At 71.8% G+C, this 23,161-nt stretch carries 19 protein-coding genes; 15 read left to right on the forward strand and 4 right to left on the reverse strand.

Features of this window, described 5'->3' with window-relative positions; all coding sequences use genetic code 11:
- Positions 1-65: 65 nt before the first annotated feature.
- Positions 66-2,804, forward strand: coding sequence for a DNA polymerase I (polA, locus tag C6N31_RS04975; protein ID WP_138359382.1), 2,739 nt, complete (start codon positions 66-68; stop codon positions 2,802-2,804).
- On the opposite strand, the gene C6N31_RS04980 is transcribed toward polA, so the two are convergent.
- Entirely contained in the window at positions 2,735-3,598 is an 864-nt protein-coding gene (locus C6N31_RS04980) for a DUF4184 family protein (protein WP_138359383.1), read from the reverse strand. The genes polA and C6N31_RS04980 overlap by 70 nt on opposite strands.
- 138 nt (positions 3,599-3,736) lie before the next feature.
- On the opposite strand from C6N31_RS04980, the gene C6N31_RS04985 reads away from it, so the two are divergent.
- The 3 genes from C6N31_RS04985 (at position 3,737) to pgfA (ending at position 6,401) form a co-directional block, all read left to right on the forward strand.
- Entirely contained in the window at positions 3,737-5,014 is a 1,278-nt protein-coding gene (locus C6N31_RS04985; protein WP_198357168.1) for a lytic transglycosylase domain-containing protein, read from the forward strand.
- Positions 5,015-5,193: 179 nt separating this feature from the next.
- The gene (locus tag C6N31_RS04990; RefSeq protein WP_138356297.1) at positions 5,194-5,328 is read left to right on the forward strand and encodes an SPW_0924 family protein; all 135 of its coding nucleotides are present in this window, start codon (positions 5,194-5,196) and stop codon (positions 5,326-5,328) included.
- A gap of 74 nt (positions 5,329-5,402) precedes the next feature.
- Positions 5,403-6,401, forward strand: coding sequence for a cell envelope lipid trafficking protein PgfA (pgfA, locus tag C6N31_RS04995; protein WP_138356298.1), 999 nt, complete (start codon positions 5,403-5,405; stop codon positions 6,399-6,401).
- Between the two features lie 27 nt (positions 6,402-6,428).
- Here pgfA and hrpB read toward each other — a convergent pair whose 3' ends face one another.
- Positions 6,429-8,975, reverse strand: coding sequence for an ATP-dependent helicase HrpB (gene hrpB, locus C6N31_RS05000; protein WP_138356299.1), 2,547 nt, complete (start codon positions 8,973-8,975; stop codon positions 6,429-6,431).
- Between the two features lie 40 nt (positions 8,976-9,015).
- On the reverse strand, positions 9,016-9,834 hold the full coding sequence (locus C6N31_RS05005) for a class I SAM-dependent methyltransferase (RefSeq protein ID WP_138356300.1): 819 nt from the start codon (positions 9,832-9,834) through the stop codon (positions 9,016-9,018).
- A gap of 317 nt (positions 9,835-10,151) precedes the next feature.
- Here C6N31_RS05005 and rpsA point away from each other — a divergent pair, with 317 nt between their 5' ends.
- From rpsA to C6N31_RS05030, 5 genes are all read left to right on the forward strand, one after another.
- Entirely contained in the window at positions 10,152-11,660 is a 1,509-nt protein-coding gene (gene rpsA, locus C6N31_RS05010) for a 30S ribosomal protein S1 (protein ID WP_138356301.1), read from the forward strand.
- Between the two features lie 157 nt (positions 11,661-11,817).
- Positions 11,818-12,753 (forward strand): PAC2 family protein, encoded by a 936-nt coding sequence (locus C6N31_RS05015; protein ID WP_138356302.1) that lies wholly within the window; start codon positions 11,818-11,820, stop codon positions 12,751-12,753.
- Positions 12,754-12,801: 48 nt separating this feature from the next.
- On the forward strand, positions 12,802-13,401 hold the full coding sequence (coaE, locus tag C6N31_RS05020) for a dephospho-CoA kinase (protein ID WP_138356303.1): 600 nt from the start codon (positions 12,802-12,804) through the stop codon (positions 13,399-13,401).
- 104 nt (positions 13,402-13,505) lie between these two features.
- A complete protein-coding gene (locus tag C6N31_RS05025; RefSeq protein WP_138356304.1) occupies positions 13,506-13,871 on the forward strand; it encodes a tetratricopeptide repeat protein in 366 nt (121 codons plus the stop codon).
- Positions 13,872-13,894: 23 nt separating this feature from the next.
- Positions 13,895-14,368 (forward strand): cupin domain-containing protein, encoded by a 474-nt coding sequence (locus tag C6N31_RS05030; RefSeq protein WP_138356305.1) that lies wholly within the window; start codon positions 13,895-13,897, stop codon positions 14,366-14,368.
- 44 nt (positions 14,369-14,412) lie between these two features.
- Here C6N31_RS05030 and C6N31_RS05035 read toward each other — a convergent pair whose 3' ends face one another.
- Complete coding sequence (locus C6N31_RS05035) at positions 14,413-14,985, reverse strand: methylated-DNA--[protein]-cysteine S-methyltransferase (RefSeq protein WP_138356306.1); 573 nt, start codon at positions 14,983-14,985, stop codon at positions 14,413-14,415.
- Positions 14,986-15,184: 199 nt separating this feature from the next.
- Here C6N31_RS05035 and C6N31_RS05040 point away from each other — a divergent pair, with 199 nt between their 5' ends.
- The 6 genes from C6N31_RS05040 to C6N31_RS05065 all read left to right on the forward strand — a co-directional run bounded on the left by C6N31_RS05040 (position 15,185) and on the right by C6N31_RS05065 (position 23,043).
- Positions 15,185-16,141, forward strand: a complete 957-nt coding sequence (locus tag C6N31_RS05040; RefSeq protein ID WP_138356307.1) for a hypothetical protein — start codon at positions 15,185-15,187, stop codon at positions 16,139-16,141.
- Between the two features lie 75 nt (positions 16,142-16,216).
- Positions 16,217-17,002, forward strand: a complete 786-nt coding sequence (locus tag C6N31_RS05045; protein ID WP_198357198.1) for an MHYT domain-containing protein — start codon at positions 16,217-16,219, stop codon at positions 17,000-17,002.
- A 39-nt stretch (positions 17,003-17,041) separates the two neighbouring features.
- Positions 17,042-19,138, forward strand: a complete 2,097-nt coding sequence (gene uvrB / locus C6N31_RS05050) for an excinuclease ABC subunit UvrB (RefSeq protein WP_198357169.1) — start codon at positions 17,042-17,044, stop codon at positions 19,136-19,138.
- A gap of 294 nt (positions 19,139-19,432) precedes the next feature.
- A complete protein-coding gene (locus tag C6N31_RS05055) occupies positions 19,433-20,011 on the forward strand; it encodes a TerD family protein (protein WP_138356309.1) in 579 nt (192 codons plus the stop codon).
- 125 nt (positions 20,012-20,136) lie between these two features.
- Positions 20,137-21,972 (forward strand): TerD family protein, encoded by a 1,836-nt coding sequence (locus C6N31_RS05060; RefSeq protein ID WP_198357170.1) that lies wholly within the window; start codon positions 20,137-20,139, stop codon positions 21,970-21,972.
- An 81-nt stretch (positions 21,973-22,053) separates the two neighbouring features.
- A complete protein-coding gene (locus tag C6N31_RS05065) occupies positions 22,054-23,043 on the forward strand; it encodes a TerC family protein (protein ID WP_198357171.1) in 990 nt (329 codons plus the stop codon).
- Positions 23,044-23,161: the final 118 nt, after the last annotated feature.

Consider the following 23,161-nt stretch of genomic DNA (forward strand, 5'->3'; position numbering starts at 1 on the left):
GTCGGCCGCCGGGCGTTGGCGGGGGTTGGCCGGGGTTGTCAGTGGGGCATGGGAGTATCGAGAACGTGGCAGCAAAGGCATCGAAGACGAGCGCAGCGACCGGCACGGCATCCACGGCGGGAGACCGGCCGCGGCTGCTCCTGCTCGACGGACACTCCCTGGCGTACCGGGCGTTCTACGCCCTGCCGGTGGAGAACTTCAACACCGCCACCGGCCAGCCGACGAACGCCGTGTACGGCTTCACGTCGATGCTGGCGAACACGTTGCGTGACGAGAAGCCGACGCATCTGGGCGTCGCCTTCGACGTCTCGCGCAAGACGTGGCGGTTCGACGAGTTCCCCGAGTACAAGGCGACCCGTTCGAAGACCCCCGACGAGTTCCGCAGCCAGGTGGAGCTGATCGGCGAGCTGCTGGACGCGATGGGCGTCAAGCGGTTCGCGGTGGAGAAGTACGAGGCGGACGACATCATCGCCACGCTGGCCACCCAGGCGGAGGCCGCGGGGTTCGACGTCCTCATCGTGACCGGTGACCGGGACGCGTTCCAGCTCGTCAGCGAGCACACGACGGTGCTGTACCCGACCAAGGGCGTCTCGGAGCTGACGCGGTTCACCCCGGCGAAGGTCGAGGAGAAGTACGGCCTGTCGCCGTCGCAGTACCCGGACTTCGCGGCGCTGCGCGGCGACCCGTCGGACAACCTGCCGGGGATCCCCGGGGTGGGGGAGAAGACCGCCACCAAGTGGATCACCCAGTTCGGGTCGTTCGCGGCGCTGATGGAGCGGGCCGACGAGGTCAAGGGCAAGGCGGGGGAGAACCTGCGCGCGCACCTGGACGCGGTCAAGCTCAACCGCCGGCTGACCGAGATGGTGCGCGACGTGGAGCTGCCGTGCGGCCCGGTGGAGCTGGAGCGCGCGGCGTACGACCGGGACGCGCTGCACATCGTGCTGGACACCCTGGAGTTCCGTAACCAGAACTTCCGGGACCGGCTGTTCGCGGTGGATCCGGGCGCGCGGGAGGAAGAGGCCCAGGTCGCCGAGGGCGTCGCCGTGGAGGGCGCGCAGCTCGCCGAGGGCGGCCTGCAGGAGTGGCTGGAGGGGCACGGCAGCGCGCCGCTCGGCATGGCCACCGTCGACACGTGGGCGCTGGGCGGCGGCACCGTCACCCAGGTCGCGCTGGCCGGGGCCGAGGGCCCCGCGGTGTGGTTCGACCCCGCGCAGCTGGGCGAGGCGGACGAGAAGGTGTTCGCGGCCTGGATCGCGGACGCCGCCCGCCCCAAGGTGCTGCACAACGCGAAGAACGTGATGCGGGTCTTCGCCGAGCACGGCTGGACGGTGGCCGGCGTCAGCATGGACACCGCCCTCGCGGCCTATCTGATCAAGCCCGGCCGCCGTTCCTTCGCCCTGGACGCGCTGTCGGTGGAGTACCTGGGCCGTGAGCTGGCACCGGCCGGCGCCGAGAGTGGGCAGCTGGCGTTCGGCGAGGAGCAGGAGGACTCCGCCGCGCTGGACGCCCTGATGGCGCAGGCGCGCACCGTCCTGGACCTCGGCACGGCGTTCACCGGCCGGCTGGAGCAGGACGGCGCGACGGGGCTGCTGCGGGACGTGGAGCTGCCGACGTCGGCGCTGCTCGCCCGGATGGAGCGGTCCGGGATCGCGGCCGACCGCGAGCACCTCGAGGGCCTGGAGCAGCGCTTCGCCGACGCCGTGCAGCAGGCGGTGGCCGAGGCGCACGCCGCGGTGGGCCACGAGTTCAACCTCGGCTCGCCCAAGCAGCTCCAGGAGGTGCTGTTCGGGGAGCTGGGCCTGCCGAAGACCAAGAAGACCAAGACCGGGTTCACCACGGACGCCGACGCCCTGGCGTGGCTGGCCGCGCAGACCGACCACGAGCTGCCGGTGATCATGCTGCGCCACCGGGAGCAGGCCAAGCTGCGGGTGACGGTCGAGGGCCTGATCAAGACGATCGCGCCCGACGGACGCATCCACACCACGTTCAGCCAGACCGTGGCCGCCACCGGCCGGCTGTCGTCCACCGACCCCAATCTGCAGAACGTGCCGGTCCGCACCGACGAGGGCCGGGAGATCCGGCGGGGCTTCGTCGTCGGCGAGGGCTTCGAGTCGCTGTTGACGGCGGACTACAGCCAGATCGAACTGCGGGTGATGGCCCACCTGTCGGAGGACGCGGGCCTGATCGACGCGTTCAACACCGGCGAGGACCTGCACACCACCGTCGGCTCGCACGTGTTCAGCGTCCCCAAGGACGCGGTGGACGCCGAGATGCGCCGCAAGATCAAGGCCATGTCGTACGGCCTGGCCTACGGGCTGTCCGCGTTCGGCCTGTCGCAGCAGCTGGGGATCTCCCCGGGTGAGGCGGGCGCGCTGATGGACACCTATTTCGAGCGGTTCGGCGGGGTGCGGGACTATCTGCAGCGCGTTGTGGAGGAGGCCCGCGGCACCGGCTACACCGAGACGCTGCTCGGCCGCCGCCGCTATCTGCCCGACCTCAACAGCGACAACCGGCAGCGCCGCGAGATGGCGGAGCGGATGGCGCTGAACGCGCCGATCCAGGGCTCGGCCGCCGACATCGTCAAGCTCGCGATGCTCCGGGTCGGCGAGGCGCTCACCGAGGAGAAGCTGGCCTCGCGGATGCTCCTGCAGGTGCACGACGAAATCGTGGTGGAGATCGCGCCCGGCGAGCGCAAGCGCGTCGAGGAGCTGGTGCGGCGCGAGATGGCCGGCGCCTACCCGCTGCGGGCCCCGCTCGATGTCTCGGTGGGCGTCGGCAAGGACTGGGAGTCCGCGGCCCACTGACGGCGCCGCCTGCGGCGCAGACGGGCGGCGGCCGCGTACAGCAGCGCGCCGCCCGCCAGCCCGGCCCCCGCGCCGAAGGCCGCCGTGGGCACGACGTCGCCGAGCGATGACGGGGCCCTGACGGCGTACTCCCGCAGACAGCGGACGACGGAGCCGGCCACCGCGCAGCCGGCCAGCAGTGTGACCACGCCGCCGCGCCCGCGGGGCGTCAGCCGCGGCAGCCGGGCGGGCGGCGGCTCCTTCGGGGCGGCGCGCAGCGCGCGGGCGGTGAACGCGGCCAGCACCAGCAGCGCCGTCGCCGAACTGCCGTACTGCAGCCACTGGTACAGCTGCTGCCCGTGCACCACGGTGTTCAGCACCGGCAGCATCCGCACCCCCCAGCGCCCGTAATGGGTGAAAGTGTCCCATCCGACGTGGGTGGTCGCGCCGATCGTCGCGGAGAGCCAGAACCAGCCCGCCGTGCGCGCCGACCACGGCCGCCGGTCCCCGCTGAACAGCGTCGCGGTGCGCCCCTGCCACCCCTCGGGCAGCAGCGCCAGCAGCGGATCGCGCAGGAACAGCCAGCCGCCCACCAGGCCCGCGGCGATCAGCGGATCGAGGGTCGGGACCGCCGCCGGCGAGTGCGTGACGTGACCGAACCGGAAGACACCGGACACCACCGACGCGGCGAAGTACGGGATGTCGGGGGCGAAGGAACCCGCGACGAGCGCCGCCGCGACCAGCGGCCCGCGGGCGGATCCGTCCCGGCGCAGCCCCGGCAGGACCGCTGCCGCGTGGCTCAGGGTGAACGGCATCAAACCCCCTCGTGAAGTGATCCTTTCCGACCAGTATGCGGAGTACCGCACGGTGGATGCGCGCCGGAAGTTCCCGTAGGGTCCGTGGGGTTGCGGCGCGGTAACGCGCTCAGCTCGCACGTGGGAGGGACCGCGGACATGGCAGCGCGATACGGACGGCGGATACGCGCGATGCGCAGGGGGGCGGCGGGCACGGCGGTCGCGGCCCTGGCGGTCGCGGCGCTCAGCGCCTCGCAGGCACCCGGTTTCGCCCAGGCGGAGCGGGCCCGCAATGCCGTCCCCAAGCCGCCGCCCGGCCCGCAGATCGACGGCGGGTCGCCGTTCTACAGCGCGCTGCCGCCCGAGGACGGCTCCAGCGGCCTGGCCGTCGGCGGCACTTCGGCCCCCACGCCCACCGGCGGCACCGGCACGGGCATCGACACCGGCGGCACGGGCCTGCCCGGCACGGTGCTGGACGCCTACCGCAGGGCGCAGCTGGCCATCGCCACCTCCGACCAGGGCTGCAAACTGCCCTGGGAACTGCTCGCCGCGATCGGGCAGGTCGAATCCGGTCAGGCCGGCGGCGGTGCCGTCGACGCGAAGGGCACCACGTACAAGCCGATCCTGGGACCGGTGCTGAACGGCGCCGGTTTCGCGAACATCTCGGACACCGACGGCGGCACCTACGACGGGGACACCGTCCACGACCGCGCGGTGGGACCGATGCAGTTCATCCCGTCGACCTGGGCCAGTTGGGGAGCCGACGGCAACGCGGACGGCGTGAAGGACCCGAACAACATCTACGACGCCGCCCTCGCCGCCGGCCACTACCTGTGCGCCGACAACCGCGACCTTTCGGTCTCCGCGGACATCGACCGCGCGATCCTCGGCTACAACCACTCGCAGGAGTACCTGCACACCGTCCGGGCCTGGTTCCAGCACTTCAAGGACCAGGGAGCCGTCGCGGTCCCGGACAGCGGCCGCACACCCGGCGCCGGCGTCGGCCCGAGGACCTCGCCGCCGGCCACCGGCGTGCCGAAGCCGGGCGCCAGCCCGTCCGCGACGGCCACCGGCACCGTCTCGCCGGCGCCGACCACCACCGGCCGGCCGACGCCGCCGACCACCGGCCCGGGGACGCCCACCGGAACGCCGACCGGCACCGCCTCGCCGTCGCCCACGCCGACGCCCACGGACAGCGGGAGCCCCACCCCGGGCTGCCCGACGCCGACGCCCACCCCGACGGGATCCGCCTCGCCGACGCCCACCCCGACCGGCACGCCGACGCCGACGCCGACTCCCACGCCGACCGACGGCTCCTGCCCCACCCCCACGCCCACCACGTCCCCGACGCCGTCACCGACCGCGACGGACGCCACGACCGCGGCCGCGAGTCCGAGCGCGTCCCCGTCGACCAGCCCGGCGGCCGTCGCCTACTGACGCACCCCGCCGACTGACGTACCCCGCACCCATCGAGCCCGGCCCCGCCCTCCACGGCGGGGCCGGGCTCGTTCGCGCGGTGGCCGCATTCGATCGGTAGAACCTGTTCTCATCTGATCCCCCGATTGCTACGGTGCCCCGGCCCAGCCGACGTCGTCGTCCACAAGGGAGGTCCGGCCATGCGTGCCCTGATCGCCGCAGCCATCGGACTCGCCGCCGCTCTCGCGCTCGTCCTCACCATGACCGCGGTCGGCGCACCCGCCGGAAAGACCTCGCCCAAGCCGCTGGTGACCACGGTCCCCAGCCACCCGTAGCCGGTCGTTCCCGGCCGGTCGTCGTCCACCGCCACACAGGACGTCCGTAGCTACAAAGGAGGGGAAGCGTCCCGATGCGCCGCAAGTCCAGCCTGGTGCTGCTCGCCTTCGCCGTCTTCTTCGCGGCCCTGTCGCCCCTGATGCGCTGGTACGCCTTCCCGCGGCTGGCCAAGGTTCCGGCCAACCAGTACCAGGTGGTGGTTCTGGAGGCCAAGAACGCCACCCTGCTCACCGACACGTCGCTGGTCCCCAAGGTCGTCCCCAAGCTCAGCGTCATCCAGACGCTGAAGGGCAACGTCGAGGAGTCCAAGAAGGTCAAGGCCGACACCGGCCGGGACGTCGTGGTCTGGGACTCGCTGTCCTACATCGTCGGCCCGGACGGCAAGATGGTCAGCCAGGTCCCCGAGCGCTACATCTTCGACGCGCACTCCCAGGACCCGGTGCACACCGCGAGCGAGAGCGTCGACGGCGACCCCGTGCACCGGGAGGGCATCGAGTTCAAGTTCCCGTTCCTCACCGAGAAGCGCGACTACTTCTACTACGACGCGCAGGCACGGACGACCGCGCCCATCCACTACAAGGCGACGCAGAACTTCCGCGGCCTCAAGGTCTACTACTTCGAGCAGATCGTGCCCTGGGTCAAGGTCCCGCTGCCCAAGACGATGCCGGGCGGCATCACCCCGGCGGCACTCGGCGGCTCGGTGGAGCGCTGGTACACCACCAAGCGGATGTTCTGGGTCGACCCCACCACCGGCGCCCCGGTCAACGGCGAGGAGGTCCACCAGGAGGAGCTGCGGTTCCCGCAGACACCCGACACCAAGCCGGTGACCGTCTTCGCCGGTGATGTGAAGATGCGCGAGGACTACATCGACTCCACCGTCGAACTGGTGAAGTCCCAGCGCCAGCTCATCCTGCTGCTGACCAGCTACCTTCCCTGGGGATTCCTGATCCTGGGCGTCGTCCTGCTCGCACTCTCCCTGTTCCTGGAGGCGCGCGGCCGCCGCCCGGCCGACCCCGCCCCCGACGACACGGTGCGCGACCCGGATCCCGACCCGCGTCCGATCGCCGTCTGAGCCCGCCGCCGCGCCGTCCTGGAGGGGTCAACGCCGCTGGTTCGTCCGGCGGGTGGGCGCGGCGGCGGCCGGATCCTCCGGCCACGGGTGCTTGGGGTAGCGGCCGCGCAACTCGGCACGGACCGAGCGGTAGCCGCCCCGCCAGAACGAGGCGAGGTCGGCGGTGACGGCGGCGGGCCGGCCGGCGGGGGACAGCAGATGGACGAGGAGCGGCACCCGGCCACCCGCGATCCGCGGTGTCTCCTGCCAGCCGAACAGCTCCTGGAGCTTGGCCGCGAGCACCGGCTGGTCCCCCTCGTAGTCCACCCGGATCCGTGAACCGCTGGGCACCTCGATCCGCTCCGGAGCGAGCTCGCCGAACCGGGCGGCGGCACCGGACGCCCAGGGCAGCAGCCGGTTGAGCGGGCCGCCGGCGTCGGTCCGTTCCAGATCGGCGCGCCGGCGGGCCGCGGACAGCTCAGGGCCGAGCCAGTCGTCCATCCCGTCCAGCAGCGCCTGCTCCGAGACGTCCGGCCACGGCTCGCCCAACTCCCGGTGCAGAAAAGCCAGCCGGCGGCGGGTGTCCTGCGCGTCGCGCGACCAGCGCAGCAGCCCCGTGCCCTCCCGCCGCAGCCCCTCGGCGACGGCGGCCCGCAGCAGCGCCCGGTCCGGCGACCGCAGCGGCCGCGCCGTGAGCTCCACGGCGCCCAGCCGTTCCACGCTGCGCGCCACCACGTCGCCGTCCGACCAGCGCACCTCCTCGCCCGATGCCAGCAGCGGGGCCGCCGCCGTACGGGCGGTGGCCTCGTCGATCACCGCGGCCAGCCGCACCCGCGCCGAGACCGCCGTCACCGGCCGGTCCGCGACCGCGACGGCCAGCCAGCCCGGCGTCCCGAGCCGGGAGCCGGTGCCCAGCTCCGCCGCCGTTCCCGACGCCATCAGATACGTACCGGCGCCGCGGGCCCTGGCCACCCGCTCGGGGAACGCGAGCGCGGCCACCAGCCCGGCCGCCGCGTCGTCACCAGCGGAGACGGCGGCCCCGGACCCGCGCGGCCCGTCCGGTCCGCCGGAGGTCCCGGCCTGCCGCAGCGACGACTCCAGCCGGCCGGCCTCGGCGCGCCAGCGGGCCGCGTAACCGTCGCCGCCGCGCCGGGCCTGCCGCCAGGCGGCGGCCAGGTCGTCGCCGTAGTCGCGCGGCGGCTCCTCGCTGAGCAGCGCCACGACCTCGGCCGCGCGCCGCGCACCGACCGCACGTGCCCCGTCGAGGAGCGCGCGGGCGAGCCGCGGGTGCACGCCCAGCCGGCTGAGCCGCTTGCCCCGGTCGGTGGCGCGGCCGTCGGCGGCCACCGCGCCGACCGCGAGGAGCACCTCGCGGGCCGCGCCCATCGCGCCGGCCGGCGGGGCGTCGAGCAGGGCGAGGCCGGCGGCGTCCGGGTCGCCCCAGCAGGCCGTCTGCAGAGCGAACGCGGCGAGGTCGGCGACGGAGATCTCCGGTGCCGGCCAGCGCGGATGCCCGGCGTTGTCCGCCTCCGACCAGCAGCGGTACACCGTGCCGGGACCCTCGCGCCCGGCGCGCCCGGCCCGCTGGCGGGCCGCCGCGTGCGAGACCCGCACCGTCGTCAGCGCGTCGAGGCCGCGTGCGTGGTCCACCCGCGGCTCACGCGCCAGCCCGCCGTCCACCACGATGCGCACCCCGGGGACGGTGAGGCTCGACTCGGCCACCGACGTGGCCAGCAGCACCCGGCGGCCGGTTCCCGGCGCGAGCGCCGCGTCCTGCACGGCGGCCGGCGCCCGCCCGTGCAGCTGCAGCACTTCCACGTCGAGCCCGCTCAGCATCCCGGCGACCCGCGCGATCTCCCCGACGCCCGGCAGGAAGCACAGCACGTCCCCCTCCTTCTCGCGCAGGGCCCGCCGTACCACCGCCGCCACGTGCTCCAGCAGCGCCGGATCGACCCGCATCCCGTGCGGCGGGCGCACCGGGCGGACCGGCGGGGCCCACTCCACGGCGACCGGATGCAGGATGCCCTGCGCCTCGACCACCGGGGCGGCACCGTCCTCGCCCCCGACCAGCGCGGCCCAGGCGGCGGTGTCCGTGGTGGCGGAGGCCGCGACCACCCGCAGCTCCGGGCGCAGGGCGGCCCGTACGTCCAGCAGGAAGGCCATCGAGGTGTCGGCGTCCAGATGCCGCTCATGGCATTCGTCCAGTACGACGGTGTCCACACCGGCCAGCTCCGGATCACGCTGCAGCCGCTGCAGCAGCACACCGGTCGTCACCACTTCGACGACCGTCTCCGCCGAGACCTTCCGCTCGCCGCGCACCGTGAAGCCGATCCGGGCGCCGACGCCCTCGCCGAGCAGCCACGCCATCCGGCGGGCGGCGGCCCGCGCCGCCATCCGGCGCGGCTCGGCCACCAGCACCCGGCGGGGGACCTCCCCGTACTGGGGGAGCAGCCCGGCCAGCGCGAGCGGTACGAGGGTGGTCTTCCCCGTTCCCGGCGGCGCGGCGAGTACGGCGCAGCCCCGTTCGTCGAGCGCCCGCAGCAGTGCGGGCACGACGGTCTGTACGGGCAGGTCGAGGGAACTGGCGCGGATCACCCGCCCAGTGTGCCCGTCGGTCCGGCGGCGGGCGCCGCCGTCAGTCCCGCACGCACACGAAGATCGCCGTCCCGGGCAGGATCCCGCCGCGCAGCGGCGACCAGCCGCCCCATTCCTGGGTGTTCCACTCCGGCCACTGCGGCTCGACGAGGTCGACCAGCCGGAAGCCGGCCGCGGCGATCTCCCGCACGCGGTCGCCGAGGGTCCGGTGGTGCTCGACGTACTCGGCGAGCCCGCGCCCGTCCTGCTCGACGTACGGGGTGCGGTCGAAGTAGGAGGAGACGGCGGTCAGCCCCTCGGGGCCCGGCTCGTCGGGGAAGGCCCAGCGGATCGGGTGGGTGACGGAGAAGACCCAGCGCCCGCCCGGCCGCAGCACGCGGTGCACCTCGCGCTGCACGCGTTCGGGGTCGGCGACGAAGGGGAGCGCGCCGTACGCCGAGCACGCCAGGTCGAACGACGCGGCCGCGAACGGCAGCGTCCCCGCGTCGGCCTGGACGAGCGGGAAGCCGCCGTCCGCCGACTCCTCGTCGATCCGGCGCGCGTGCTGCAGCTGCCGGTGGGAGAGGTCGAGGGCGACCGGGCGCGCGCCGCGCGCGGCCAGCCAGCGCGAACACTGCGCGGCGCCGGCGCCGATCTCGAGCACCGACAGGCCCGCGAGTTCCGCGGCGGGGCCGAGCAGTCCGGCGTCGGACTCGTCCAGTCCCTCCGGCCCCCAGACGAAGTTCCCGTCGCCGAGGAAGGCTCCGTGCTCGACCTGGTACTCGTCCGCGTTCCGGTCCCACCAGCCCCGGTTGGCCCGGCTGCTTTCCGTGACGCCTGCGGTACGCCGGGTGGCTACTGGTTCGGGTCCTTGGCTCATCGCGGTTGTCGTCGTACTCTCTGGTTGGACCTGTGACGGGGGGACTTGCGCCGGGTATGGGCCGTTCTGCCCCAGGTGGGCCCTTCGCGCATTGACCGTGTCCGGCTGCCCCCGTATGCTACAAGTTGCGCTGCGGGCCTGCGCACCTCAGACGTAGCAGGTTGCGCTCGCACTGGCTTGTATCCCCTCGGTCCTTGAGGCGACTCTCCGATTCATTTGGAAGGTCCGACTCAAGGCTGTCCGGCTTCGGCTGTGCGATAACGGGTCCTGGCGTAGCAGTACCTACAACTTCTGTCCGTACCGGAGTCCTTCCCCATATGACGAGCAGCACCGAGGCAACGCGCACCACCCCGCAGGTGGCGGTCAACGACATCGGCTCCGAGGAAGACTTCCTCGCAGCGATCGATGCGACGATCAAGTACTTCAACGACGGCGACATCGTCGAAGGCGTGATCGTAAAGGTCGACCGGGACGAGGTCCTGCTCGACATCGGTTACAAGACCGAGGGCGTCATCCCGTCCCGCGAGCTTTCGATCAAGCACGACGTCGACCCCAATGAGGTCGTCAAGGTCGGCGACGAGATCGAAGCCCTTGTTCTCCAGAAGGAGGACAAGGAAGGCCGCCTGATCCTCTCGAAGAAGCGCGCTCAGTACGAGCGTGCCTGGGGCACCATCGAGAAGATCAAGGAAGAAGACGGGATCGTCACCGGTACCGTCATCGAGGTCGTCAAGGGTGGTCTCATCCTCGACATCGGCCTCCGCGGCTTCCTGCCCGCCTCGCTCGTCGAGATGCGTCGCGTCCGCGACCTCCAGCCGTACGTGGGCAAGGAGCTCGAAGCCAAGATCATCGAGCTGGACAAGAACCGCAACAACGTGGTCCTGTCCCGCCGTGCCTGGCTCGAGCAGACCCAGAGCGAGGTCCGCCAGACCTTCCTCACGACCCTGCAGAAGGGCCAGGTCCGCTCCGGCGTCGTTTCCTCGATCGTCAACTTCGGTGCGTTCGTGGACCTCGGCGGCGTCGACGGTCTCGTGCACGTCTCCGAGCTGTCCTGGAAGCACATCGACCACCCCTCCGAGGTTGTCGAGGTCGGCCAGGAAGTCACCGTCGAGGTTCTCGACGTGGACATGGACCGCGAGCGTGTCTCCCTGTCGCTGAAGGCGACGCAGGAAGACCCGTGGCAGCAGTTCGCCCGGACGCACCAGATCGGCCAGGTCGTTCCCGGTAAGGTCACCAAGCTCGTTCCGTTCGGTGCGTTCGTGCGCGTCGACGAGGGCATCGAGGGCCTGGTCCACATCTCCGAGCTGGCCGAGCGCCACGTGGAGATCCCGGAGCAGGTCGTCCAGGTCAACGACGAGATCTTCGTCAAGGTCATCGACATCGACCTCGAGCGCCGCCGCATCAGCCTCTCGCTGAAGCAGGCCAACGAGGCCTTCGGTGCCGACCCGGCCACGGTCGAGTTCGACCCGACCCTCTACGGTATGGCTGCCTCGTACGACGACGCGGGCAACTACATCTACCCCGAGGGCTTCGACCCCGAGACCAACGACTGGCTCGAGGGCTTCGAGACCCAGCGCGAGGCGTGGGAAGGCCAGTACGCCACGGCCCAGACCCGCTTCGAGCAGCACCAGGCCCAGGTCATCAAGTCCCGCGAGGCCGACGAGAAGGCGGAGGCCGAGGGTGCTGCGGCTCCCGCCGGTGCCGCCAGCTCCGCCGGTCTCGGTGGCGGCGGTTCGTACTCCTCGGAGTCGGACGACAACTCCGGCGCCCTGGCGTCGGACGAGGCACTGGCCGCGCTCCGCGAGAAGCTGGCCGGCGGCCAGAGCTGACGCTCTGACCTGCAGGTAGCCGTACGGACGGAAGGCCCGTTCCCCGAGAGGGGAGCGGGCCTTCCGCGTTGTCAGGGGGTGAAGCGGGCCCGGATGCGGGAATGCTCCCAGCTCCTCGCACGTTTCCGAGGAGGAAGAACGAGGAGGAACGATCACAGTGCTGGATCCGCAGGGGCTGTACGAATTCGTGCCGGGCGGTGCCGAGGCCGTGGACGAGGCGGTCGGGGAGACCGGCCCCGTTCTGCTGTACCACCTGGAGGGGTACATCGACGCGGGTGACACCGGCGAGCAGATCTCGGAGCAGCTGCTGGACCGCCTCGACAACCAGTTGGTGGCCAGGTTCGACGCCGACCGGCTGGTCGACTACCGCGCGCGCCGGCCCCTGATGCTCTTCGAACGCGACCACTGGTCGGGGTACGAGGCACCGGAGATCGCCCTCTATCTGGTCCGTGACACCACGGAGACGCCCTTCCTGCTGCTGACCGGCTCCGAGCCGGACGTGGAGTGGGAGCGCTTCGCCGCGGCCGTGCTGCAGGTCGTCGAACGGCTCGGGGTGCGGCTGGCCATCAACTTCCACGGCATTCCGATGGGCGTTCCGCACACCCGCCCGGTCGGGCTGACCCCGCACGGCAACCGGGTGGACCTGATGCCAGGCCACCGCAGCTGGTTCGACGAGGCGACGGTGCCCGGCAGCGCCGAGTCCCTCATCGAGCTGCGGCTCGCGGAGGCCGGCCGTGACGTCCTGGGCGTCGCCGCCCACGTGCCGCACTATCTGTCGCGTTCCCCGTACCCGGACGCGGCGCTCGCCGTACTCGAGGCGATCACCGCCGCCACCGGCCTGGTGCTGCCCGAGGTGGCGCACGCACTGCGTGCCGAGGCGCACACGGTCCGCGGCGAGATCGACCGCCAGGTCGCCGAGGGCGACGGCGAGCTGGTCTCGGTCGTCCGCGGGCTGGAGAGCCAGTACGACGCGGTCGCCGGTTCGATGACCCGGGAGAACCTCATCGCCGAGCCGGTCGACCTGCCGTCGGCCGACGACCTCGGGGCCGAGTTCGAACGGTTCCTCGCGGACCGGGAGGACGACGGAAACTGACGACACGACCCAGGGCCTGTCCGTCCGGGCAGGCCCTAGGCTGTCGCCATGCTGAAGGTGGGCCTGACCGGCGGAATCGGCGCCGGCAAGAGCGAAGTGTCACGGCTGCTCGCGTCGTACGGGGCGGTCGTGGTGGACGCGGACAAGATCGCCCGGGAGGTCGTGGAGCCCGGATCGCCGGGGCTGGCCGCCGTGGTCGCCGAGTTCGGCACGGAGGTCCTCACTCCTGACGGTGCGCTCGACCGCCCCAGGCTGGGCTCGATCGTCTTCGCCGACCCCGCCAGGCTGCAGGCGTTGAACGCGATCGTGCATCCGCTCGTCGGACGCCGGTCGGCCGAGCTGGAGGGCGCCGTCGGCCCGGACGACATCGTGATCCATGACGTCCCGCTGCTCACCGAGAACGCCCTCGCCGAGCTCTACGACCTCGTCGTGGTGGTGGACGCGTCCCCCGCCACCCAACTCGACCGCCTGGTGCGGCTGCGCGGCATGGACGAGGGCGAGGCCCGGTCGCGGATGGCGGCCCAGGCCACCCGCGAGCAGCGGCTCGCCGTCGCCGATGTCGTGCTGGACAACGACGGCCCCCTGGAGGCGCTCGAACCCCAGGTCAAACGGGTCTGGCAGCAGCTGCGCGACCGCCTCGCGCCCTAGTGCGGCCCCGGGCGGGACCGCCCGGAATGTGATTGCCGGGGGCCGCGTTGGGTATGTCTGTGCCGACGATCAGTCGTCACCCGAGCCATGGAAGGGAGGCGGCCGTGCCCGAGCAGACCCCCGAGACCCACGTCATCGATTTCCGTGCCGCGGAGCAGTTGCTGGAAGCCCGCGACCCGCGCGGAGCGGTGAAGCTGCTGGACTCGGTCATCGCCGCCCACCCGGAGAACACCGCCGCGCGCCTGCTGCGGGCCCGGTCCTTCTTCGCCGCCGCCCAACTGCGCCCGGCCGAGCTCGAGTTCCAGATAGTGCTGGAACGGGAACCCGACAACGCGTTCGCGCACTTCGCGCTCGCCCGGACGCTGCAGCGTGCCAACCGTCCGGATGAAGCGCTGCGACACTTCCGGCTGGCCGCCGCTCTGGACCCGCGGCCGGACTATGTTGAGGCGGCTCGTTTCGACGCTCCCTGAACCGTTCCGGAGGGACCCCGCACATGGACAGCAGCAGGCGCTGGAGCCGGATCCGCAGAGCGGCGGCGGTGGCCGGATGTGTGGTGGCGCTGGGACTGGTGCCGTCGGGCGCCCTGGCGACACCGGGCAGCGGGGTGACGGCGACGGTCCTGGCCAAGGGCACCTCCGCCGAGGGGCTGAAGGTCAGGACCCAGGGGCGTACGGACGTCGTGGTGCGCACGGTCACCATCGCGCCGGGCGGTGAGACCGGCTGGCACTACCACCAGGGGCCGCTGATCGCCGTCGTCCAGTCGGGCACGCTGACCAGGACGCTGGCCGACTGCTCGGTGGTGCGCAGCAGCGCAGGCCAGTCGTTCATCGAGCCGGACGGCGCCCGCAAGGTGCACAACGGGCAGAACCTCGGCACGGTGCCGGTCGTCCTGTACGTCACGTACCTCCTGCCCGAGGGCGACGCGCTGTCGGTCGACGCCCCCGACCCGGGCTGCCACCACTACTGACCGGGTGACGGCGCCGCCGTCGCCCGGTGGCCCCGGCCGCCCCGTCAGAACAGGGGCGGCGGGAGCACGCCCTCCAGGGCCAGCAGCGTCCGCTTGATCTCCAGGCCGCCGCCGAAGCCGCCTATGCCCCCGTTGCTCTCCACGACGCGGTGGCACGGGACGACGAGCGGCAGCGGATTGGCTCCCATGGCGGTGCCGACGGCGCGGGCGGCGCCCGGCTCGCCGACGCGGTCGGCGAGGTCCTGGTAGCCGACGACCGAGCCGTACGGCACGCCGGTGGCGAGCTCCCGCTGGACGCGGCGGTTGAAGCCGGCGGTCAGCGACCAGTCCAGATCGAGGGTGAAGTCGCGCAGCTCCCCGTCGAAGTACGCCCGCAGCTGGCGGACGGCGGGGGCGAGCCGCCCCGACTCCCCGGACTCCTCGACCGGATCCGCGCCCAGCCGGCGCCCCAGCCGCTCCAGGAAGGTCTCCGTCACCTCGTCGTCGGCCCGGAAGACGACGCTGACCAGCCCCTGGTCGGTCGCGGCGAGCAGCAGCGGGCCGATCGGGGTGTCCAGCCGCGTCCAGGCCACCGTGGCGGTCCGGTCCGCCACCTCGTGCCGCTCGGTGTTCGTCATACCGCCAGCGTATGCCGGGCCACTGACAACGGGCCCGGGAGCAGATTCCTCGAGCCGGATCCGCCGGGCCGGTCCTTCGGCCGGACCGGCCGGCCGGGCCCGTCAGCCGGGGCCGCAGCGATCACTCGCCCGGGTGCCGCTCTTCGACAGCCTTGTCACAGCGGGTAGTTGAGCGGTTCCGGTGGGGGAGGGGGCCGTCATGACACGAAACGACTTCGCCCAGGCCCTGCGCATTCTCGCCCGTGACCAGCGGCAGGTGGTGACGGTCGGCCAGCTGTCCGGCATCGGGGTGTCGGAGGTGGCGCTGCGCAAGCGCTGCGGGCCGGGCGGCCCCTGGCAGCGGGTGCTGCCGAGGGTGGTGGTGCTGCGGCGGGGTGCGCTGTCCGCCTGGCAGCGCTGCCGGGCGGCCCTGGCCTACGCCGGGTACCCGGCGGCGCAGGCGCAGCTGACGGGGATCGCGGCGCTGGCCCTGCACGGGATGCGCGAGGTCCTGGTGCCCGCCGAGGTGCGGGTGGTCGACGTCCTGGTGCCGGCCGGGCGCGCGCTCAGGACGCACACCTGGGTGCGGGTCCACCACGCGCGCACCCTCCCCGGCCCCGAGCTGGTGGACGAGCTGCCCGTCGCGCCCCTGGTGCGCGCCGCGGGGGACGGCGTCCGGGCGTCGTGCGACCCGGACTGGGTGCGGGCCGTGCTCCGCGAGCTGGTGTGGGACCGCGGGGTCGATCCGGCGGAGCTGGCGGGCGAGCTGCGTACCGCGTCGCTGTCCCGCAAGCCCGGGATCGACGAGACGCTGCGGGAGCTGGCGCTTCCGGGACGGGTCCGCCGCCCGCTGGGCGGCCAGCTGCGTTCGCTCGTCGCGCTCTCGGGGTCGCGGCCACCGCTGTGGCGGCCCGAACTCCGCCTGGACGGTGTGTTCTTGGCGTCTCCGGACGCCTACTGGGCGCGCGAGGGGGTGGCTCTGGTGATCGGACCGGCGGCCGGCCCCAACCCGTTGGACACCTGCGGCCTGCGGATCGTCCGGGTGCCTCCGGAGGCCCTGACGGCGAGTCCGGCGCAGGTCGTGGCGGCACTGCGGGCGGCGCTCGGCTCCGGGCCGCACGGACCGCTGGACCGCGTCACCGTGCACCCGGATCACGGGTCGGTAAAGGGAATCTGAAACTCGGTCAGATGTTCCCCTGGCCGTCCTATCGTGTGCCAACTCGATGCGCCGGAAGGGCCCGCCGTGGACGGCATGTACGGAACGGTCAACGGATTCACGTACGGCTGGATCACCCCCGTGGTGGCCTACGTCATGGCTTGCCTGGGAGCCGCTCTCGGACTGCGCTGCACGGTCCGGGCGCTCGTGATGGAGCGGTCCCGGCGGGCCGGCTGGCTCGCCCTGGGCGCGGTCTCCATCGGCTCGGGCATCTGGACGATGCACTTCATCGCCATGATGGGGTTCACCGTCGACCAGGTGGAGATCAACTACAACAAGTCGATCACCTTCCTGAGCCTCGGAGTGGCCATCGCGGTGGTCGGCGCCGGTGTCTTCCTGGTCGGGTTCTTCGGCCGCGGCGCACCGGTCCTGCTCGCCGCCGGCGCGGTCACCGGCGTCGGGGTGGCCGCCATGCACTACCTCGGCATGGCCGGGATGAAGCTGGACGCGGACCTCGCCTACAACACCGGAACGGTGTACCTGTCGATCGGCATCGCGGTGGCGGCGGCCACCGCGGCACTGTGGGCCGCGGTGTCGGTCAAGGGCTTCGCCGCGAGCATCGGGGCCAGCCTCATCATGGGCGTCGCGGTCACCGGCATGCATTACACGGGCATGGCCGCGCTCCGGGTGCATCTGCACGACTCGGGGATCGCCGGCGGCCTGGGCGGTGCCTCGCCCGCCGCGATCCTGGCGCCCGTCCTGATCGGCCCGGTGGTGTTCCTGTTCCTGGCCGGGGTGGTGGTGGCGCTGGACCCGCCCGGTGTCCAGCAGCCCCGCTACGAGCCGGTCCGTGAGCCCGCTCACGGCCGTCGCCCACGGTGATCCCCGCGGTTTGTCAGTGCTGGGCCGTACGGTGGTTCCATGCGGCCCGTATCAGACATCGAACGTACTGTGGCGCCCTTCGAGGTCGTCAGCCCCTTCCAGCCCAGTGGTGACCAGCCGGCCGCCATCGAGGAGCTGGAGCGGCGTATCCGCGCAGGTGAGAAGGATGTCGTCCTCCTCGGCGCGACCGGCACCGGAAAGTCGGCGACCACGGCGTGGATGATCGAACGGCTCCAGCGCCCGACGCTCGTCATGGCGCCCAACAAGACCCTCGCGGCGCAGCTCGCGAACGAGTTCCGCGAGCTGCTGCCGAACAACGCCGTCGAGTACTTCGTGTCGTACTACGACTACTACCAGCCCGAGGCGTACGTCCCCCAGACGGACACCTACATCGAGAAGGACTCCTCGATCAACGAGGAGGTCGAGCGGCTCCGCCACTCCACCACCAATTCCCTGCTGACCCGCCGCGACGTCGTTGTCGTCGCGTCGGTCTCCTGCATCTACGGCCTGGGCACCCCGCAGGAGTACGTCGACCGCATGGTGCGGCTCCGGGTCGGTGACACGATTGACCGCGACAAGCTGCTGCGCAAGTTCGTGGACATCCAGTACACCCGCAACGACCTGGCGTTCCAGCGGGGCACCTTCCGGGTCCGGGGCGACACCATCGAGATCTTCCCGGTCTACGAGGAGCTCGCCGTCCGCATCGAGATGTTCGGTGACGAGATCGAGGCGATGTCCACCCTCCACCCGCTCACCGGCGAGGTGATCAGCGACGACCGGGAGATGTACGTGTTCCCGGCGACCCACTACGTCGCGGGACCGGAACGTATGGAGCGCGCCGTCGCGGGGATCGAGAAGGAGCTGGAGACGACCCTCGCGACGATGGAGAAGCAGGGCAAGCTGCTGGAGGCCCAGCGGCTGCGCATGCGGACCACGTACGACATCGAGATGATGCGGCAGATCGGCAGCTGCTCCGGCATCGAGAACTATTCACGGCACATGGACGGCCGTGAGGCGGGCACCGCCCCGAACACGCTCATCGACTACTTCCCGGAGGACTTCCTCCTGGTCATCGACGAGTCACATGTCACCGTGCCGCAGATCGGCGCCATGTACGAGGGTGACGCCTCCCGTAAGCGCACCCTGGTCGACCACGGCTTCCGGCTGCCGTCCGCGATGGACAACCGCCCGCTGAAGTGGGAGGAGTTCCTGGAGCGCATCGGCCAGACCGTCTACCTGTCGGCGACGCCCGGCAAGTACGAGCTGTCGCGCGGCGACGGCGCGGTCGAGCAGATCATCCGCCCGACCGGGCTGGTCGACCCGCAGGTCATCGTCAAGCCCACCGAGGGGCAGATCGACGACCTGGTGCACGAGATCCGGCTGCGCACCGAGCGGAACGAGCGGGTGCTGGTCACCACCCTCACCAAGAAGATGTCCGAGGACCTCACCGACTACATGCTGGAACTCGGCATCCAGGTGCGGTACTTGCACAGCGACATCGACACGCTGCGCCGGATGGAGCTGCTGAGCGAGCTGCGGGCCGGCGAGTACGACGTACTGATCGGCATCAACCTGCTCCGTGAGGGCCTGGACCTCCCCGAGGTGTCGCTGGTGGCGATCCTGGACGCGGACAAGCAGGGCTTCCTGCGCTCGGGCACCTCCCTGATCCAGACCATCGGCCGTGCGGCCCGTAACGTGTCCGGCGAGGTCCACATGTACGCCGACACGATCACCCCCGCGATGGCGCAGGCCATCGACGAGACCAACCGGCGCCGTGAGAAGCAGGTCACCTACAACACCGAACACGGCATCGACCCGCAGCCGCTCCGCAAGAAGATCGCGGGCATTCTCGACTCGTTCGCCCGCGAGGACGCGGACACCGAGGAGCTGCTGGGCTCCGGCAGGCAGCGCTCGCGCGGCAAGGCCCCGGTGCCGGGACTGTCGTCCAAGGCGGGCGGCAAGCGGGTGGCCCAGAGCCTGCCCGCCGAGGAGTTGGCGGACCTGATCGCCGAGCTCACCGCGCAGATGCACGCCGCGGCGGCCGAGCTGAAGTTCGAGATCGCGGGCCGACTCCGCGACGAGCTGGGCGACTTGAAGAAGGAGCTGCGGCAGATGCGCGAGGCCGGTATCGCCTAGGGCGTGTTGCGAAAGTAGCGCCGTTCGCCCGGAGGGCGTGGCCCACGGCGTCTGGTGCGTGCGCTCGCAAGGCGGAGGGTCGTCCTCGTACTGGACCGTACGTGGACGAGCCCGACAACGCAGCGAGGGCGCGTGCCAGGCGTCGTGGGCCAGGCGGGACTTTCGCAACACGCCCTAGGCCCGATCCGCCGGACAGACCCTGCCCTGGGGTGAACCGAGGTGCGCTGTCCCGGCGTCTTGTTAGGGTGCGGGGCAACCGCACACAGTCCGGTGACGGGTGAGAGGGGACAGCGCGTGACGGTCAACATGACCAAGGGCCAGCAGATCAGCCTTACCAAGTCCGACGGGGGGACGCTGACGGCCGTTCGGATGGGGCTCGGCTGGCAGGCCGCGCCCCGCCGCGGACTGTTCGGCAGCCGCACCCGGGAGATCGACCTCGACGCCTCGGCGGTGCTCTTCGCCGACAAGCAGCCGGTGGACGTGGTGTTCTTCCGGCACCTGGTCAGCGACGACGGTTCCGTCCGGCACACCGGCGACAACGTGGTCGGCGGCGCCGGCCAGGGTGGCGACGACGAGTCGATCCTGGTGGACCTGCAGCGGGTGCCGGTCCACATCGACCAGATCGTCTTCACGGTGAACTCGTTCACCGGGCAGACCTTCGCCGAGGTACAGAACGCGTTCTGCCGTCTCGTCGACGAGACCAACGGCCAGGAGCTGGCCCGCTACACCCTGACCGGCGGCGGGCAGTACACCGCGCAGATCATGGCGAAGGTGCAGCGCGCGGGCAGCGGCTGGTCGATGACCGCCATCGGTACGCCGGCCGCCGGCCGTACGTTCCAGGACCTGATGCCGTCGATCCTGCCGGCGCTCTGACTCCACAGGCGCACAGCACCACGGATCAACAGCACCACGGATCAACAGCACCACGAGAACACCAGCACCACACGCACGAAAGCTGCACACGCACGACGCGTACAACACCAATGGGGGGTGGCGGCATGGCCGCCGAGCTGGTCCGGGGACAGAATCATCCGCTCCCGGCCGGGCCCGAGGGCGCCGGCCGTCTGGAGATCCGGGTGACGGCGGGCACGCCGGTGGTGGCCGTGGCCACCCTTGGTGACGAGCACGGGCGGGTGAGCGGCACGGAGTGGATCGCCCACCCCGGGTCGCCGCACCTCCCCGGCCTCGAAGTGTCCCAGCAGGCCGCCGCCTCCCACCGGCTCGCGGTGGACCTGGGCGCCCTCTCCGAGGACGTCCACCGGGTCCATGTGCTGCTCGCACTCCCCACCGCGGCCGGTGTTCCGGCCTCCTTCGGCGTGGTGGCCGCTCCGCATGTCGCGGTCACCACGCTGGACGGGGCCGAGGTCGCGGGATTCACCATCACCGGGCTCGGCCCGGAGACCGCGGTCGTCGCCGTCGAGCTCTACCGCAGGCAGGGCGCGTGGAAGGTCCGCGCGGTCGGCCAGGGGTACGCGGGCGGCCTGGCGGCCATGCTCCTCGACCAGGGAGTTCCGGAGGCGGCCGGGCTCGCCGCGGGCATCCATGACGCGGTGGCGAAGGGGCTGGCCCGCTCGGTCGCCCCGCCGCCCCGGCCGCAGTCCGGATCCCCGGCGTCGTCGTCCGCGACGGCGACCGCCGGCGGCCCGATCAGCTATCAGCACCCCCGGCGGCACACCGCCCCGCAGGCCCCGGACCTGCCGCCCGGCCGGCCGGCGGACGCCGCGCCCCCGCAGGGCGCCCCGCAGCCCGTCGCCGGTGACGCCAGCGGCTGGACGATGGAGGAGCGGCTCTACAACCAGGTCTGGGGCATGTTCGAGGACCTGGCCCGCACCGCCGCCGCCTACCGCAGCGCCGTCGACTTCGCCGAGTCCCGGCTGGACCAGGAACTGGACCGGCTGCTGGCCGACCCGCGCACCCGCGTCGGCCCGGCCGCCGACGCCGCCCGGGACCAGGCCCGCGCCAAACAGGCCGACCTCATGGACCAGGCCCGTGCCGTCCTCGACCGCGACCTGGCGCAGCTGCGCGCCGAGTCCGAGGTCGTCGAACCGGCGCTGCCGCCGCCGTACGCCGGCTGGGAGAGCCCGGTCTGGCACGGCTACACGGTGCCGATGGAGGTGCCGATGGCCGCCAGGCTCGGCAACCTGCATCTGCCCGAGACCCCCGAACTGCGGATCCCGCTGCTGGTCAGACTGCCGCTGGAGCGCGGTCTGTGGATCGACAGCTCCCAGGACCGGCGGCTGGCCATGGAGATCGCGGTCACCATCGCGGCCCGGCTGCTCGCCTCGTACCCGGTCGGGGACTTCTCGGTGCACGTCATCGACCCGGCCGGCACCGGCAGCGCCGCACTCACCCCGCTGACCGAGTCGGGCACCCTGCGGGTGCCGCCCGCCGCCGGTGCGGCCGGAGTGGCGGCGCTGATCGGCAGGATGACCGAGCGGGTGGACCTGGTGCAGATGGCGATGCGGGCCGGCGCCCCGGACTCGCTGCCGGTGGACCTGGACACCGCCGAGCAGCTGCTGATCGTCAACGACTTCCCGTACGGCTTCGACGACCGCACCGTCAACCAGCTGCGCTACCTCGCCGACGAGGGGCCCTCGGTCGGCGTGCACCTGCTGATGGTGGCCGACCGGGACGACGCACGGGCGTACGGCCCGGTCCTCGACCCGCTGTGGCGCTCCCTGATGCGGCTCACCCCGACCCCCGAGGACCACCTCGCGGACCCCTGGGTCGGCCACGCCTGGACCTATGAGCCGCTGCTCGTACCTCCGGGTAGTCATGTGGTGCCCCAGGTCCTCCGTCAGGTCGCGGCTGCTCGGCAGGCGTATGGCCGCTGACCTGGGATTTTGACCGTACCTTTGCCTTCTCTTGGGCATTCCGGTACCGTTTACTGTTCGTAGTGAACTACCGGAGGCGCAGTGGATGTTTCCTTGACCATGTGGGCACTGACCATCGCGGGTCTGTGTGCCTTGATCGCCGTCGACTTCCTCATCGGACGCAAGCCGCACGACGTCACCATCAAGGAAGCGGGCATCTGGACGGTCGTCTGGATCGTCCTCGCCGCCCTGTTCGGGCTCGGCCTGGCACTCTTCGCGGGCGGTCAGCCCGCGGGTGAGTTCTTCGCGGGGTTCATCACCGAGAAGTCGCTGAGCGTCGACAACCTCTTCGTCTTCGTCCTGATCATGTCGAAGTTCGCGGTGCCGACGAAGTACCAGCAGCGGGTGCTACTCGTCGGCGTCCTGATAGCGCTGGTGCTGCGCGCGGTCTTCATCGCCGGCGGCGCCGCGATCATCGCCAACTTCTCCTGGGTCTTCTACATCTTCGGCGCGTTCCTGATCTGGACCGCCTGGAAGCTCATCAAGGAGGCGCTGGCCGATCCCGAGGAGGAGGAGTTCGAGGAGAACAAGCTCCTCAAGCTCGTCGAGAAGCGCGTCCCGTCGACCGACAAGTACCACGGCACGAAGCTGTTCATCGTCGAGAACGGCAAGCGCCTGATGACGCCGATGCTCGTCGTCATGCTGGCGATCGGCACCACGGACGTCCTGTTCGCGCTCGACTCCATCCCGGCGATCTTCGGCCTCACGCAGGACCCGTACATCGTCTTCACCGCCAACGCCTTCGCGCTGATGGGTCTGCGCCAGCTGTACTTCCTGATCGGCGGTCTGCTCAAGAAGCTGGTCCACCTCTCGTACGGCCTGTCGGTCATCCTCGGCTTCATCGGCGTGAAGCTCGTCCTGCACGCGATGCACGAGTCCGGGGTGAACGTCCCGGAGATCTCCATCCCCGTCTCGCTCGGCGTCATCGTGGCCGTGCTCGCGGTCACCACCGTCACCAGCCTGTTCGCCTCCAAGAAGCAGGCGGCGGCCGAGGCGGCCGAAGCGGCCGAGAAGAACAGCATCGACGCGTAACGCGTAACGCGCGACGGTCCGCGATCGGCCGTGATGGGCAGGGCCCGGCAGCGACATGCCGGGCCCTGCCCACGTCCGTCCACCCCGGCAGGTCTAGCGTTGGCCGCCGGGACCGGAC

This window comes from Streptomyces fildesensis (assembly GCF_016107395.1).
Taxonomy (GTDB): Bacteria; Actinomycetota; Actinomycetes; order Streptomycetales; family Streptomycetaceae; genus Actinacidiphila; species Actinacidiphila fildesensis.

Coding starts and splice junctions, on each gene's coding strand:
- C6N31_RS04980 (WP_138359383.1), bottom strand. CDS start 3,598: ATGCCGTTCACCCTGAGCCACGCGGCAGCGGTCCTGCCGGGGCTGCGC.
- C6N31_RS04985 (WP_198357168.1), top strand. CDS start 3,737: ATGGCAGCGCGATACGGACGGCGGATACGCGCGATGCGCAGGGGGGCG.
- C6N31_RS04990 (WP_138356297.1), top strand. CDS start 5,194: ATGCGTGCCCTGATCGCCGCAGCCATCGGACTCGCCGCCGCTCTCGCG.
- pgfA (WP_138356298.1), top strand. CDS start 5,403: ATGCGCCGCAAGTCCAGCCTGGTGCTGCTCGCCTTCGCCGTCTTCTTC.
- C6N31_RS05005 (WP_138356300.1), bottom strand. CDS start 9,834: ATGAGCCAAGGACCCGAACCAGTAGCCACCCGGCGTACCGCAGGCGTC.
- rpsA (WP_138356301.1), top strand. CDS start 10,152: ATGACGAGCAGCACCGAGGCAACGCGCACCACCCCGCAGGTGGCGGTC.
- coaE (WP_138356303.1), top strand. CDS start 12,802: ATGCTGAAGGTGGGCCTGACCGGCGGAATCGGCGCCGGCAAGAGCGAA.
- C6N31_RS05030 (WP_138356305.1), top strand. CDS start 13,895: ATGGACAGCAGCAGGCGCTGGAGCCGGATCCGCAGAGCGGCGGCGGTG.
- C6N31_RS05035 (WP_138356306.1), bottom strand. CDS start 14,985: ATGACGAACACCGAGCGGCACGAGGTGGCGGACCGGACCGCCACGGTG.
- C6N31_RS05040 (WP_138356307.1), top strand. CDS start 15,185: ATGACACGAAACGACTTCGCCCAGGCCCTGCGCATTCTCGCCCGTGAC.
- C6N31_RS05045 (WP_198357198.1), top strand. CDS start 16,217: ATGTACGGAACGGTCAACGGATTCACGTACGGCTGGATCACCCCCGTG.
- uvrB (WP_198357169.1), top strand. CDS start 17,042: ATGCGGCCCGTATCAGACATCGAACGTACTGTGGCGCCCTTCGAGGTC.
- C6N31_RS05060 (WP_198357170.1), top strand. CDS start 20,137: ATGGCCGCCGAGCTGGTCCGGGGACAGAATCATCCGCTCCCGGCCGGG.